The organism is Streptomyces sp. NPDC041205 (assembly GCF_055591765.1).
Map to the genome: position 1 here is coordinate 681,193 of NZ_JBVIZH010000001.1, position 13,935 is coordinate 695,127.

At 73.9% G+C, this 13,935-nt stretch carries 14 protein-coding genes; 7 read left to right on the forward strand and 7 right to left on the reverse strand.

Annotation, left to right across the window (positions count from 1 at the left end):
* Positions 1-24: 24 nt before the first annotated feature.
* On the reverse strand, positions 25-558 hold the full coding sequence (locus ACZ6BG_RS03065) for a hypothetical protein (RefSeq protein ID WP_468996173.1): 534 nt from the start codon (positions 556-558) through the stop codon (positions 25-27).
* Between the two features lie 220 nt (positions 559-778).
* Between ACZ6BG_RS03065 and ACZ6BG_RS03070 the strand changes: the two genes are divergently transcribed.
* Complete coding sequence (locus ACZ6BG_RS03070) at positions 779-1,072, forward strand: hypothetical protein (protein WP_468996176.1); 294 nt, start codon at positions 779-781, stop codon at positions 1,070-1,072.
* A gap of 82 nt (positions 1,073-1,154) precedes the next feature.
* On the opposite strand, the gene ACZ6BG_RS03075 is transcribed toward ACZ6BG_RS03070, so the two are convergent.
* The 3 genes from ACZ6BG_RS03075 to ACZ6BG_RS03085 are packed head-to-tail and all read right to left on the reverse strand — an operon-like array spanning position 1,155 to position 4,446.
* Positions 1,155-2,228, reverse strand: coding sequence for a glucosidase family protein (locus ACZ6BG_RS03075; RefSeq protein ID WP_468996179.1), 1,074 nt, complete (start codon positions 2,226-2,228; stop codon positions 1,155-1,157).
* Positions 2,225-2,986, reverse strand: coding sequence for a class I SAM-dependent methyltransferase (locus ACZ6BG_RS03080; protein ID WP_468996182.1), 762 nt, complete (start codon positions 2,984-2,986; stop codon positions 2,225-2,227). The genes ACZ6BG_RS03075 and ACZ6BG_RS03080 overlap by 4 nt, the downstream gene beginning before the upstream one ends.
* Positions 2,980-4,446 carry a glycosyltransferase family 4 protein gene (locus ACZ6BG_RS03085; protein ID WP_468996184.1) on the reverse strand — a complete coding sequence of 489 codons (1,467 nt, stop codon included), beginning with the start codon at positions 4,444-4,446 and terminating at the stop codon, positions 2,980-2,982. The genes ACZ6BG_RS03080 and ACZ6BG_RS03085 overlap by 7 nt, the downstream gene beginning before the upstream one ends.
* Positions 4,447-4,725: 279 nt before the next feature.
* On the opposite strand from ACZ6BG_RS03085, the gene ACZ6BG_RS03090 reads away from it, so the two are divergent.
* Positions 4,726-5,361 carry a TetR family transcriptional regulator gene (locus tag ACZ6BG_RS03090; protein WP_405653623.1) on the forward strand — a complete coding sequence of 212 codons (636 nt, stop codon included), beginning with the start codon at positions 4,726-4,728 and terminating at the stop codon, positions 5,359-5,361.
* Positions 5,362-5,420: 59 nt separating this feature from the next.
* On the opposite strand, the gene ACZ6BG_RS03095 is transcribed toward ACZ6BG_RS03090, so the two are convergent.
* Both ACZ6BG_RS03095 and ACZ6BG_RS03100 read right to left on the reverse strand, forming a co-directional pair.
* Positions 5,421-5,654, reverse strand: coding sequence for a ferredoxin (locus ACZ6BG_RS03095; RefSeq protein WP_468996193.1), 234 nt, complete (start codon positions 5,652-5,654; stop codon positions 5,421-5,423).
* Positions 5,654-7,132, reverse strand: a complete 1,479-nt coding sequence (locus tag ACZ6BG_RS03100) for an aldehyde dehydrogenase (RefSeq protein ID WP_468996196.1) — start codon at positions 7,130-7,132, stop codon at positions 5,654-5,656. The genes ACZ6BG_RS03095 and ACZ6BG_RS03100 overlap by 1 nt, the downstream gene beginning before the upstream one ends.
* A gap of 231 nt (positions 7,133-7,363) precedes the next feature.
* On the opposite strand from ACZ6BG_RS03100, the gene ACZ6BG_RS03105 reads away from it, so the two are divergent.
* Together ACZ6BG_RS03105 and ACZ6BG_RS03110 are read left to right on the forward strand one after the other, a co-directional pair.
* Positions 7,364-8,014: a DUF6461 domain-containing protein gene (locus ACZ6BG_RS03105; RefSeq protein ID WP_468996199.1), complete on the forward strand. Its 651-nt coding sequence runs from the start codon at positions 7,364-7,366 to the stop codon at positions 8,012-8,014.
* Positions 8,015-8,363: 349 nt separating this feature from the next.
* Positions 8,364-9,461, forward strand: coding sequence for an MBL fold metallo-hydrolase (locus ACZ6BG_RS03110; RefSeq protein ID WP_468996202.1), 1,098 nt, complete (start codon positions 8,364-8,366; stop codon positions 9,459-9,461).
* Positions 9,462-9,528: 67 nt separating this feature from the next.
* On the opposite strand, the gene ACZ6BG_RS03115 is transcribed toward ACZ6BG_RS03110, so the two are convergent.
* On the reverse strand, positions 9,529-10,296 hold the full coding sequence (locus tag ACZ6BG_RS03115; protein ID WP_468996205.1) for an SDR family oxidoreductase: 768 nt from the start codon (positions 10,294-10,296) through the stop codon (positions 9,529-9,531).
* Between the two features lie 517 nt (positions 10,297-10,813).
* Here ACZ6BG_RS03115 and ACZ6BG_RS03120 point away from each other — a divergent pair.
* From ACZ6BG_RS03120 to ACZ6BG_RS03130, 3 genes are read left to right on the forward strand one after another with little or no spacing between them, the layout of a single operon-like run.
* A complete protein-coding gene (locus ACZ6BG_RS03120; RefSeq protein WP_468996208.1) occupies positions 10,814-12,055 on the forward strand; it encodes a prenyltransferase/squalene oxidase repeat-containing protein in 1,242 nt (413 codons plus the stop codon).
* Positions 12,052-12,744 carry an SCO2322 family protein gene (locus ACZ6BG_RS03125; RefSeq protein ID WP_468996211.1) on the forward strand — a complete coding sequence of 231 codons (693 nt, stop codon included), beginning with the start codon at positions 12,052-12,054 and terminating at the stop codon, positions 12,742-12,744. The genes ACZ6BG_RS03120 and ACZ6BG_RS03125 overlap by 4 nt, the downstream gene beginning before the upstream one ends.
* On the forward strand, positions 12,737-13,933 hold the full coding sequence (locus ACZ6BG_RS03130) for an energy-coupling factor transporter transmembrane component T (RefSeq protein ID WP_468996213.1): 1,197 nt from the start codon (positions 12,737-12,739) through the stop codon (positions 13,931-13,933). Before ACZ6BG_RS03125 ends, ACZ6BG_RS03130 begins: the two co-directional genes overlap by 8 nt.
* Positions 13,934-13,935: the final 2 nt, after the last annotated feature.

A 13,935-nucleotide genomic window follows, 5' to 3' on the forward strand; every position in this document is an offset into this window, starting at 1 on the left:
CAGGCTGGAAGTTCGTGACGTCGATCAGCCCTTCGCCAGCTCCCCCCCCGACGGCACCTTGTTCGTGACCTCCGCGCCCGCGTCCTTCCCCGCGTCCTTGACCTTGTTGATCGCGCCGTCGAAGGACTTCACCACGGACTCCGTGGAGTCGCCCTTGCGGAGCTTGGAGGGGAGGTCCTTGAGGGCGTCGATCCCGGCGGTGAGGGGGGCGACCGCCTTGGCCAGGGTCGGGTCGCCCTCGGCGTTGCGGAGGGCGGCCTTGAGGCGGTTGTAGGTGAAGGCGCCGGCCAGGCCCGCCTTGATGAGGGCGAAGCGGCGGCCGTCGGCGCCGGACTTGAACCTGCCGTCGCGGTAGGGCTTCACGATCCACTGGTACGTGGCCCCGGCGGCGAGGCCCGCGTTGGCGACGAAGCGGGTCTTCGCGAGCTTCTGGCGTTCGACCGTGCTCGTCGGGGTCGCGGCGGAGTCCTTGTCGTCGCCGTCGCACGCCGCCGTCGTCCCCGCGAGGAGGGCGCAGAGGAGCAGGGGGACGAGGGCGCGGAGCAGGGAGCGGGGCACGGTGACCTCCGGGCGGGGTGGGGGCGGCCGCCGCCAGCCTCACCCGGCGCGGCCGGGCCCGCCACCGGGGCGCGGCCGGCGGGGTGGACGCACCGCGGCACGGCCGGACGGGCGCCCCGTGGTCGGCTGGACGAGCCCGCCGCCACCCATCGCCCCACGGCCGACCGAGCCCGCCGCCACCCACAGGTTTCGGCCACCCCTCCCCCGGTACCCGCCCCTCATGTCCCCCGTGAAAGCCCGACGCACCAACGAAGCCGCCAAGGCCGTCGTCGTCATCGCGGACGTGATGGCCTTCATTCTCGCCCTGTGGATCCTGATGGACCTGCTGGACGCCAACCGTGCCAACGACCTGGTGCAGGTCGTGCACGACGCCGCCCGCTGGCTGGCGGGCTGGTCGCACGACCTGTTCACGTTCGACGAGCGCTGGGCCCGCGTGCTCGCGGGGTACGGCCTCGCGGCGGTCGTCTACCTCCTCGCGGGGCACTTCCTCGCGGGGCGGCTGCGGCGGCACTGAGCGCCGCGCCGACCCGGCCGGACGGGCCCCGGGACACGAGCACAGCAGGCCCGAGGCTCAGGCGCGGCAATCCGGCCCGGAGCTAGGCGCAGCAGTCCGGGTCGAGGCCGGTCGGCAGCCCCGTCCCCGAGAACACCCCGCACGTCGCCTCGTCGCCGCCGAGTGCCGCGACGGCGAGCAGCAGGGAGCCCGCCGTCCAGGTGGTGAGCTCGACGGGCCAGATCGCGGCGTCCTCGAAGACGTAGCCCGTCCAGTACAGGCCGGACTCGGGGTCACGCAGGTGCTGGATGGACTTGAGGACGTCCAGGGCGCGGTCGGACTCGCCCAACACCCAGAGCGCCAGGGCGAGTTCGGCGCTCTCGCCGCCGGTCACCCACGGGTTGGGGTGCACGCAGCGCACGCCGAGGCCGGGGACGACGAAGCGGTCCCAGCCGTCCTCTATGCGGGACTTGGCCTCCGTGCCGGTGACCGCGCCGCCGAGGACCGGGTAGTACCAGTCCATGGAGTAGCGGTCCTTGTCGAGGAAGCGCTCGGGGTGGCGGCGGATGGCGTGGCCGAGGGCGCCGGTCGCGAGTTCCCAGTCCGGCTGCGGGTCGTCGCGCAGGTCGGCGAGGGCGAGGGCGCAGCGCAGCGCCTGGTAGACGGAGGAGCAGCCGGTGAGGAGGGCGTCCGGGACGGGGCTGCCGTCGGGGTCGCGCTTCCAGCCGATCTGGCCGCCGGGCTGCTGGAGTGCGAGGACGAACTCGACGGCGGCGACGACGACCGGCCACATGCGGTCGAGGAACGCCTCGTCGCCGGTGCTCAGGTAGTGGTGCCAGACGCCGACGGCGACGTACGCGCAGAAGTTGGTCTCGCGGCCGCGGTCGGTGACGTCGTCCGGGTCGCCGTCGGCGTACGCCGCGTACCAGGAGCCGTCCGGGTTCTGGTGCCGGGCCAGCCACTCGTAGGCGCGGGCGGCGGCCTCGTGCTCGCCGGACGCGTCCAGGGCCATGGCTGCCTCGGTGTGGTCCCACGGGTCGAGGTGGTGGCCGCGGAACCAGGGTATGGCGCCGTCGTCGCGCTGGACGGCGAGGATGCCGCGGACCGTCGCCGTCGCCTGATCGGCCGTCAGAACGCCCGGCAGGACCAGGTGTTCGGTGCGCTCGGGAATCGTCACGCCCCGGCCTTCGCGTCGGCGGCCGGGTCGGGGGTGGCGGCGGGCAGGTGCGGCTTGGTCGCGTACGCCACGAAGCTCTTGCCGACGACCGGGTTCAGGAGCTGCTCGGCGACGCGGGTGGCCAGCGGCTTCTTCATGATGTCCCAGACCAGGAGCTTGTGGTACGCCCGCACGGGCAGCGCCTTGTCGTTGTCGACGCCGAACGCGCACTTCAGCCACCAGTACGGCGAGTGCAGCGCGTGCGCGTGGTGCGTGCCGTACGGCTTGAGGCCCGACTCGCGCATCCTGGTGAGGAGTTCGTCGGCCTTGTAGATGCGGATGTGGCCGCCCTCGACCTCGTGGTAGGCGTCGCTGAGCGCCCAGCAGACCTTCTCGGGGCCGTAGCGCGGCACGGTCACGGCTATCCGGCCGCCCGGCTTGAGGACCCGGACCATCTCGGCGAGCACGCCCTTGTCGTCCGGGATGTGCTCCATCACCTCGGAGATGATGACGACGTCGAACGACTCGTCCGGGAACGGCAGGTTGAGGGCGTCGCCCTCCATGGCGGTGGCGGTCGCGCCCGCCGGGGCCTCGCCCGCCTCCTTCATCGCCGCGAACCACTTGGCGACCTCGCGGATCTCCTCCGCGTTCTGGTCGAGGGCGACCACCCGGGCGCCGCGCCGGTAACACTCGAAGGCGTGACGGCCCGCCCCGCAACCCAGATCGAGCACGCGGTCCCCCGCGGCGAGCGGGAAGCGGGTGAAGTCGACGGTCAGCACGTGGCCCTGCTTTCGGGTTGAGGTCCTGCAACTTCGCCGACGGCCGCGGCCCCGGCCGTCGGCAGCGCGTGGCCGCGGGCCACCGCGCGGGCGGCGCCCCGGCCCGCGGAGCGGTCGATCGCCGCGCGGTACAGCTCCGCGGTGCCCTGGGCGGCGCGGGCCCAGGTGAACTTGGCGAGGACCCGGGCCCGGCCCGCGGCGCCGAGCCGCGCCCTCAGTTCCGGGTCGCCCAGGAGCCTGGTCAGGCCCGTGGCGAGGGCGCCCGCGTCGCCCGGGGGCACCGCGAGGCAGGTGTCGCCGTCGCGGCCCGCGACCTCCGGGATCGCCCCGCCCGTCGTGGCGAGCAGCGGCGTCCCCGTCGCCATGGCCTCGGCGGCGGGCAGCGAGAAGCCCTCGTACAGGGAGGGCACGCAGGCGATCTGGGCCGAGCGGACCAGGTCCACCAGTTCCTCGTCGGTGATGCCCTTGACGAACTCCACGGCGCCTTCGAGGCCGTACTTCTCGATGGCTTGCGCCACCGGGCCGTCCTCGGCGCGCTTGCCGACGACGACGAGGTGCGCGGCGGGGTTCTCGGTGCGGACCTTGGCGAGGGCCTCGACGAGGTGGATCAGGCCCTTCAGCGGTACGTCCGCGCTGGACGTCGTCACGATCCGGCCCGGCACCTCGGGCACCGCCGGGTCGGGCGAGAAGAGGTTCGTGTCGGCGCCGATGTGGACGACGTCGACGCGGTCGCGGCGGACGCCGAGGTGGTCGACGATCTCCTGGCGCGAGGTGCCGGACACCGTGAGGATCGACGGCAGGCGCCGCGCCACGCGCTTCTGCATCCGGGTGAACGCGTACCAGCGGCGGACCGAAGCGCGGCGCTTCCAGTCGGGCGCGGCGTCCAGCTCCAGGCGGCGGTCGACGGTGATGGGGTGGTGGACGGTCGTCACCAGGGGGGCGCCCAGGTCGCCGAGGAGGCCGTAGCCGAGCGTCTGGTTGTCGTGCACGACGTCGAACTCGCCGCGCCGGGCGCGCAGGTGGCGCCGCGCGCGCAGGCTGAAGGTGACCGGCTCGGGGAAGCCGCCGGTCCACATCGTCGCCACTTCGAGGGCGTCGATCCAGTCGCGGTACTCGTCGCGCCCGGGGGTGCGGAAGGGGTCCGGCGAGCGGTAGAGGTCTAGGCTCGGCAGCTCGGTCAGGCTGAGGCCGCGCAGGTCCTCGCCCTCGTCGAGCACGGGGTAGGGCTGCGCGCCGATGACCTCGACGCGGTGACCGAGGCGGACCAGCTCGCGGGAGAGGTGGCGTACGTAGACGCCCTGGCCGCCGCAGAACGGGTTGCCCTTGTACGTGAGGAGCGCGATGCGCAGCGGGCGGTCGCCGTCGGCGGCCGTGCCCCGTGGCACGTCCGGCACCGTGCCCGGCGTCGCATCCGGCACCGGCCCCGGCAGGGGACCCGCCTCCATGGCCTCAGCGGTCACTCTGGCCCCCTTCTGCCTTCAGTTGTCCGCGAGATTACGCCGGGACGGTAATGTAGAACAAGTTTCAGACTTGTTCCTGTCATGATCGTCCTTGATCGCCGGACCCGCTCGAATCTACCGGCAGGTAGCCGGGCCGGAAGGTCCGGATCAGGTGATTCGCGCCACGGCGGCCGCCCTGCCATGCTGTGCGGTCCCGGTGAACGGGCGCGGACGGAAACGGGACGGGGACTGGGCGGGACCGATGGACACCGCTGACGGGACTGACGGGGCGACGGGACTATGACGGCTGACGCGAAGACGGCTGGAGCGGGCGCGGCACATCCGGCGTCGCCGCCCCTCACCGAGCGCCAGGAGGCGCGCCGCCGCCGCATTCTGCACGCGAGCGCCCAACTGGCGAGCCGGGGCGGCTTCGACGCGGTCCAGATGCGGGAGGTGGCGGAGTCGTCGAGCGTCGCCCTCGGCACGCTCTACCGCTACTTTCCCTCGAAGGTGCATCTGCTCGTCGCGACGATGCAGGACCAGTTGCAGCACATGCACACCACCCTGCGCAAACACCCCCCGGCCGGGGAGACCCCGGCGGAGCGGGTCGCGGAGACCCTGATGCGGGCCTTCCGCGCCCTCCAGCGCGAGCCGCACCTCGCGGACGCCATGGTGCGCGCCCTCACCTTCGCCGACCGGTCGGTGAGCCCGGAGGTCGACACGGTCTCGCGGCTCACCACGGCGATCGTCCTCGACGCCATGGGCCTGGACGGACAGCCGACCGCCGCGCAGCTCTCCGCGGTGCGGGTCATCGAGCACACCTGGCACTCCGCGCTGATCACCTGGCTCTCGGGGCGCGCCTCGATCGCCCAGGTCAAGATCGACATCGAGATGGTGTGCCGCTTGATCGACCTGACGGTGCCCGACCCGGCCTGACGGCCCTCGCCCGCGGGGGCGACGCATCGTAGAAGGCCCGGAGGCCCGCCGGACACTCCCTAGTCCTCCGGCGGGAACACCACCTCCCCGCTGCCGAGCAGGGTGATGGTGATGGCCTCGACGGGGCAGCTCTCGGCCGCCTCCAGGATCTTCTCGGCGGCGTCCGTCTCGGGGTGCGTGGGGTGCGACTGGCGGGCGGTGTCGAGGGCGAAGCCGTCCGGCGCGGTGCCCACGCACATCCCGGAGCCGATGCACACCGACCGGTCGACCTCGACGTGCCAGCGGTCGCCCATCAGGCACCGCCCCCGTCACCGGGGGCCTGGTACCCGGCGGGCAGGTGGATCATCTTGTGCTCGAAGTACTCGCCGTAGCCCTCGGGGCCGAACTCCCGGCCCAGGCCGGAGTTCTTGTAGCCGCCGAAGGGGCCGAGCATGTCGAGGCTGAAGGAGTTCACGGAGTACGTGCCGGTGCGCACCCGGCGCGCCACGTCGATGCCGCGCTCGACGTCGGCGGTCCACACGCTGCCGCTCAGGCCGTAGTCGGAGTCGTCGGCGATGCGTACGGCCTCGTCCTCGTCGCCGTACGGGAGCAGGCAGATGACGGGGCCGAAGATCTCCTCGCGGGCGATGCGCATGGAGTTGTCGACGCCTCCGAAGAGCGTCGGCTCCACGTACCAGCCCTGGTCGAGCCCCGCGGGACGGCCGCCCCCGGCGAGGATCTTGGCGCCCTCCTCCTGTCCGATCCGGATGTAGTCGAGGGAGCGGCGCTGCTGGCGCTTGGCGACCAGTGGGCCCAGTTCGGTCGCGGGGTCCATCGGGTCGCCGACCTTCAGGGCGGACGCGGCGGTGGCGAAGGCGTCGGCGAACTCGTCGTAGCGGGAGCGCGGGAGCAGGATGCGGGTCTGGGCCACACACGCCTGGCCGTTGATCATCCAGGCGAAGGGCACGATGCCGGCGACGGCGCCCGCAAGGTCGGCGTCGGGGAGGATCACGGCGGCCGACTTGCCGCCGAGTTCCAGGGTGACGCGGGTGAGGTTCTGCGCGCAGACCTCCATCACCCTCTTCCCCGCGGCGACGGAGCCGGTGAAGGACACCTTGTCGACGCCCGGGTGCCCGACCAGGTACTCACTGACCTCGCGGTCGGCCGAGAGGATCGAGAGCACGCCGTCCGGCAGCCCCGCCTCGGCGGCGATCTCGGCGAGGATGTACGCGTCGAGCGGCGCCTCCGGGGAGGTCTTCAGGATCACCGGGCACCCGGCGAGCAGCGCGGGCGCGAGCTTGGCGGCGGCGGTGAACTGCGGGACGTTCCAGGGGACCACGGCCGCGACGACCCCGACGGGCTCGCGCCGCACCAGGATCTTCCCGAGCGCCCCGTCCCGCGCCTCCTCGTACGTGAAGCCGCGCGCGGTGGTGATCGCCGCGTCCCACACCATCATCGCCGCCAGCGCCTGCACCATCACCGACGCCGTGTACGGGGTGCCGTTCTCGGAGCTGATGACCCGCGCGATCTCGTCGTGCCGCGCGCCGACCCCGTCCTTGATCCGCTCGACGACCGCGATCCGCTCCGCCACCGACATCCGCGGCCAGGGCCCCTCGTCGAAGGCCGCCCGCGCCACCGCGACGGCCCGGTCGACATCCGCGGGCGCGGCGTGCGGCACCCGCGCGAACACCTTCCCCGTGTGCGGCGAGACCACCTCGATGACGTCCTTGCCGAGCGGGTCGACCAACTCCCCGCCGATGAACAGCTGTCCGTGTTCCACGAGCTCGCTCATGACTGACTGCCTCCTGCGGGACGCGTGCCGCTCCGGCACCGGATTCCCGACGCCGTCCGTTCCTGACGCCGCTTCAGAACTGATACCAGTTCTAGTTAAAGGAGGCCAGGGCCGGCGCGAATCGGGCTCTCACCAGCGGATACCGCGCCGGTGCGGTGTCAGTACCGACCGTTAGCGTGCCGCCCGCGAGGTCGCGACCAAGGCAGGACGCGGCGCGGAAGGAGCACTTCGATGAACCAAGGACCTGCGCTCACGGGCAAGGGCCCGTCAGGACTGTCCTGGATGGCCGACGCCTACGAGATGGGCTTCACGCTCACCCTCGGCGAAGGACTCTCGCCGTACGAGCTGCTGGGGACCGTCGGCGCCGAGGAGCGCCACATCATCCCGCTGTCCAGCTCCGCCGCGTCCGAACTGCTGCTCAGGGACGAGGAGGACCACATCAGCGACCTCGACTTCCTGGACTGGGAGGACGAAGAGGCGGTCGCCCGCCTGACGGACGGCGGCTTCCTGCCCGTCCCGCCGGACGCCATCGTCAGGGCGGGTTCGGTGGCGGGTTGGGCGTACGCGCTGGAGGAGTCCAGCTGCCACACGGGGGAACACATCGCGGCCTTGTCCCGCCGGGGGCGGGCGCTGTGCGTGCACAGCAGCGCGAAGGGCTTCAGCCGCGTCGACTACGGCGTGCGCGGCGAGGCGGTGAGTTCCTTCGAGCCCGGCCTGCCGCACCTCACGAACGGCACCCCCGCCGACGTGGCACTCGGTTTCGTCCACGACGGTGACGAGGCGGGCCATGTCGCGTTCCTGCGGTTCGTGGAGAGCGAGTTCGGCATCCGTCTCTCCTGGGAGGAGACGGAGGCGGAGCTGGCGTCGGCCGCGTTCATGTGACGCGATACCCGATCCGTGCGGTGACCGCCAGGAAGGGCGACGCAGGGGGCAGTGTGATCGGTCAGGACCGGGACGACGACACCGGGTACCACCGGGCCGTGGGGCGGGCATGGGGCACGGTGGCGTTCGCTTCCTGTTGTTCGCCGCCGGCACTCGGACTTGTTGTCGTGGCCCTCTTCGGCGCGGGCGTCTTCCTGTCGGTCGTCGAGGCTCTCGGTGGACAGCCCGGCGACCGGCCTGCGCATCAGCGCGGGGTGACCCAATCCCCCCTCGCCTCGGTCGACTTGGGCGACTATCGAAACGAGTTCTAGTTATAGTGGGGGCCCTCGACGGCGAGCGGGGGCAAGGGATGACTCAGGGCAGTGGGGCGGGGGTCGTCGCGCGCGGTGGTGGGGTGTGGAGCATTCGGGTGCCCATCCCCGACAACCCCCTCGGGTACACCCTCGTGCACCTCATGGACACCGATCGCGGACCCGTCCTGATCGACACCGGCTGGGACGACCCGGAGTCGTGGGACACGCTCGTCGCGGGGATCGCCGCGTGCGGGGCCGACGTCGGGGACGTGCACGGGGTGCTGATCACGCATCATCACCCCGATCACCACGGGCTGTCCGCGAAGGTGCGGGAGGCGTCGGGGGCGTGGATCGCCATGCACGACGCCGACGCCGACGTGGTGCGGCGTACCCGTGAGCACGCGCCCGCGCGCTGGTACGGGTACATGGCCGACAAGCTCGCCGCCGCGGGCGCGCCCGCCGAGCACGTGGCCCCGCTGCTCGCCGCCCGGGACGCGGGCCGCACCCCGAGGCTCCCCGGCCTCGCCCCCGCCCTGCCCGACCGATCCATCGCCCCCGGCGAACCCGTCCCCCTCGCGGGCCGCGCGCTGCGGGCGATCTGGACCCCGGGGCACACCCCCGGCCACGTCTGCCTGCACCTGGAGGAGGCCCACCCGGCCGGGCTCCACGGGCACGGCCGCCTCTTCTCCGGCGACCACCTGCTGCCCGGCATCACCCCGCACATCGGCCTGTACGAGGACCCCGACGACGCCACCGTCACCGGCCCTTCCCCAAGCTCCCGGCTTCGCCCGAGCGGCGGCGATCCCCTCGGCGACTACCTGGACTCCCTGGAGCGGGTCGGGCGGCTCGGCGTCGCCGAGGTCCTGCCCGCCCACCAGCACGCCTTCACCGAAGCCCGGCCCCGCGTACGGGAGCTGCTGGCCCACCACGAGGAGCGCCTCGCCCAGCTCCTCACCCTGCTCACCGAGCCCCGCACCCCCTGGCAGCTCGCCGAGCGCATGGAGTGGAACAGGCCCTGGGCCGACATCCCCTACGGCTCACGGAACATCGCGGTGTCGGAGGCGGAGGCGCACCTGCGGCGGCTGGTGAAGCTGGGGCGGGCGGAGGCCGTGGCGGGGAGCGATCCGGTGACGTACGTGGCGTGCGGGGCCTAGGCGACGCCCACCCGGGCGCGAGGCCCACTCGGCGGACAGGGAGGGCGCGCCGGGCCGAAGGGCGCCGTCACCAGCCCTCGTCCCCCCGCAGCACCGCGTCCGCGCCCCCGTCGATGAACACCACCTGGCCGGTGACGTGGGTGTTCTCCGGCGCGGTCAGGTGGTCGACGAGCGGGGCGACCTGTTCGGGGTCGGCGTAGCCGTGCAGGGGCATCGGTACGCCCGCGTCCGCGATGGCGCGGGTCTCGGGGTTCTCGATCATGGCGCGGCTGAGCGGGGTGCGGATGATGCCGGGGGCGATGGCGTTGAGGGGGATCCCCGCGCCCGCCCAGGCGTCGGTGACCGCGGCCCGGCGCACCCAGCGGACCAGCGCGCGCTTCGCGGAGGCGTACACGAGCTGCCCCTCGCCACGGTCGACGGCGGCCCGCGCTGCGGCCACGGCGGCCTCCTCGTCGTCCGCGAGGACGGCGGCGACGATCGCCGGGTCGGTCTCGTGCACGGCGGCGACGGACGACACGGCGAGCGCGCGCGGGTCGCGGCCGGCGGCGAGCAGCGGCCGCAGGCCCGTCAGCGTGGCGATGGCGCCGAAGCCGTTGACCCGCACGGTGACGGGGTCGAACGCGGCGACCCCCGCGCACGCCACCACCGCGTCGAGCCGCCCGCCGCCCAGCTCGGCGGCGGCGTCGGCGAGCAGCGCCCGCCCGTCGGCGGTCGCCAGGTCGGCCTGGATGTCGACCCCGTCGGTGTCCTTGATGTCGGCGCCGAGGACGCGGTGGCCCCGGCCGGTGAGGCGGCGCGCGACGGCCCGGCCGATGCCGGACGCGGCGCCTGTCACCAGGCAGACACGGGCACCGTCGCGCCCGCGAGGACCGGAGGTTCGTTCTGTCGCAGTGCCCGCCATGCGTGCTCCCCCTCAACTCCCGTACCGCGAGGCCCAGGCCAACGTAACGCCGCCCCGGCGGCCCCTGCCAGACCGCGCCGGGGGCACGGGCCGGGCTCCGGCGCGCGCCGGAGCGAGGACGGCGGGACCCCGTGCCGGGCCCCAGGGGGCGGGCTACGGGCCGGTAGAGTGGCCGGGTCGTCTCATGCGCGTACGAGGGGAAGCCGGTGGAAATCCGGCGCTGGCCCTTCCCCGAGCTCTCGGCTTCGCTCGAGCAGGGGAGGCCCCGATCCGTGAAGCCGGGGAGCAGTCCGTCCCGGCAAGCCGGAACGCCTCGCACGCCGCGTGACCGGCTCGCGTCATCGGAACGTGCCGATGGCCGGCACCGTCGAGGTATACGGAGCCGGAGCCGCCCGGTGCCCCTCCGTGCCGTGCTGCCCGGCCCCCCGCAGGGAGAGGCACCCGCCGCATCATGAACGTTCGCCGCAGCGCAGCTGCCCTGGCCGTGGCCGTCGTCGCCCTCGGCACCGCCGCCGCCCCGGCCGCCTTCGCCGACGACACCTCGCCGTCAGCGGAATCCACCGGGGGACCGCTGCCGTCCGGCCTGTACGGCAAGAAGGACCCGCAGTTCGACGGCGTGTTCCGGCAGTCGTACGCGCTGCTCGCGCAGAAGACGGTGGGCGTCACCCCGGCCGCGAAGGCCGTGGACTGGCTCACCGGCCAGCAGTGCGCGAGCGGCGGCTTCGCGGCGTACCGCGCGGACGCGAGCGAGCCCTGCGACTCCAAGACGCAGGTCGACTCGAACTCCACCGCCGCCGCGATCCAGGCGCTGCACGCCGTCGGCAACGAGTCGAACACGGTGAAGAAGAGCCTCGACTGGCTGAAGTCCGTGCAGAACCAGGACGGCGGCTGGGGCTACAACCCGGGCCTGCCCAGCGACGCCAACTCCACCGGCATCGTGATCGGCGCCCTCGCCGCCGTCGGCGAGAAGCCCGCGTCCGTGAAGTCCCAGAAGGGCAAGTCGCCGCTCGACGCGCTCACCAAACTCGCCATGGACTGCGGCAAGGACGGCGGCGCGTTCGGCCTCGCCGACGCCAAGTCCGGCAAGCTCGCCCCGAACGCCGACGCGACCGCGGCCGGTGTCCTCGGCGGCCTCGGCCAGGGCCTGGTGCCCGCGAAGGGCAAGAAGGCCGACGCGGCGCCGAAGTGCGCGAAGCCCGGCACGGCCGAGCAGGCCGCCGACAACGGCACCGGCTACCTCCTGAAGACCCTCGCCAAGACCGGCCACCTCACCTCCGCGATGCCCGGCGCCAAGGACCAGCCGGACGTCGGCAACACCGCCGACGCGGTGGTCGCGCTCGCCGCCGCGGGCCAGCAGGAGCAGGCGAAGAAGTCCGGCGAGTGGCTGTCGGAGAACTCCGCGGCCTGGGCCAAGGACAGCGGCCCCGCCGCCTACGCCCAGCTGGTCTTCGCGGCGCTCGCCGCGGACATGGACGTACGCGACTTCGGCGGCGCCGACCTCGTCAAGCAGCTCAACGCGCAGGGCCCGACGCCGAAGGCCGTCTCGGAGACGACCGACACGGCCAAGGAGAAGGACGAGAAGGACGACGACGGGTCGGGCGTCAGCGTCTGGTGGATCGTCGGCGTCGGCCTGGTCGCGGGCGCGGGCATCGGCTTCCTGATCAGCGGCCGCAAGAAGAAGAACCAGCTGTGAGCCGGCGCCACCCGGGGCGCGGCCGCCTCACGGTGGCCGCCCCGCTCACCGCGCTGCTCGCTCTGCTCGCCGCGCTCCTGACCGGGGGCCCCGCCCACGCCGCCGACTACCGCTACTGGTCGTTCTGGCAGCAGGGCAAGGGCGGCGCGTGGGTGTACGCGACGCAGGGGCCCTCCATCGCCCGGCCCGACGACGGCGACGTCGAGGGCTTCCGGTTCGCCGTGTCCGCCAACTCCGGCAGCGCCGAGAAGCCGCGCGGCACCGCGGACTTCGACACGATCTGCGCGGACACCCCCGCGCAGGACGGCCACAAGCGCGTGGCGCTCGTCGTCGACTTCGGCACGCCGGACGACGCCCCGGGCGGCGAGCGGCCACCGAAGCGGCGTACGGCGTGCGCGCGCATCGGCTCCGACGGGACCAGCGCCGACGCACTCGCCGCCGTCGCCAAGCCGCTGCGCTACAACAGCTCCGCGCTGCTGTGCGCGATCTCCGGCTACCCGGAGCGGGGGTGCGGCGAACAGGTCTCCGGCAAGGAGTCCGGCGGCAAGGGCGACACGTCCGAGTCGGCCCAGGAGAACGGGGACGGCGGGGACGACGGCGGTCCCTCCGTGGGCCTGCTCGCCGGGGTCGCGGCGATCGTCGCGCTCGGTGCCGCCGCCGTCTGGCAGGCCCGCCGCCGCCGTGGCTGACGCGGCCCCCGACCGGCTCGTCGCGCGGCGGCGCCGCGCGCCCCAGGCGCACCGCTCCAACGCGCTGCACCCGGGCGCCTGGTGGCTGTGGGCGCTCGGCCTCGCCACGGCTGCGTCCCGCACCACCAACCCGCTTCTGATCGGGCTGCTCATCGGCGTCGCCGGGTACGTCGTCGCGGCCCGGCGCACGTCCGCGCCGTGGGCCCGCTCCTACGGCGCGTTCGTGAAGATCGCCCTCGTCGTCATCGGCATCCGGCTGGTCTTCGCGATCGTCCTCGGCTCGCCGATCCCCGGCACCCACCTCATCGTGACGCTGCCCGAGGTGCCCCTTCCGGACTGGGCGCAGGGCGTGCGCATCGGCGGCCGGGTCACCGCGGAGGGCGTGCTCTTCGCGCTGTACGACGGGGTGCGCCTCGCGGGCCTGCTGATCTGCGTGGGCGCCGCGAACGCCCTCGCCAGCCCGGCCCGCCTCCTCAAGTCCCTGCCGGGGGCGCTGTACGAGGCCGGGGTGGCCGTCGTCGTCGCGATGACGTTCGCGCCGAACCTGATCGGCGACGTCCAGCGCCTGCGCGCCGCGCGCCGCCTGCGCGGCCGTCCGGACAAGGGCGTACGGGGACTGCTCCAGGTCGGCCTGCCCGTCCTGGAGGGCGCCCTGGAGCGTTCCGTCGCGCTGGCCGCGGCGATGGACGCGCGGGGCTTCGGCCGCACCGCCGCCGTGCCCGCGCGGGTGCGCAGGACGACGGCGGTCCTGACGCTCGGCGGGCTCATGGGTGTCTGCGCGGGTACGTACGGGCTGCTCACCGCGGACGGCACGACGTACGGCCTGCCGGTGCTCGCCGTCGGGCTCGGCGCCGCGCTCGGCGGGCTCTGGCTCGGCGGGCGGCGGTCGGTGCGCACGCGCTACCGGCCGGACCGGTGGGGGGTGCGGGCCTGGCTGGTCGCCGGTTCCGGTGCGGCGGTCGCCGCCCTGATGATCGCCGCGAACTCGTCCGCCGCGGCCGCCCTGCACCCCGGGGTGATCCCGCTGGTCGCCCCCACCCTGCCGCTGCTGCCCGCGGCGGCCGTCCTGATCGGCCTGCTCCCGGCGTTCGTGGCCCCGGTGCCACCGCCCGCCGAGGCACCCGTGCCCGCACGGGCCCGCACCCGCCGTACCACCGCCGACACCGCCGCCGAGGAGAAGACCTCATGACC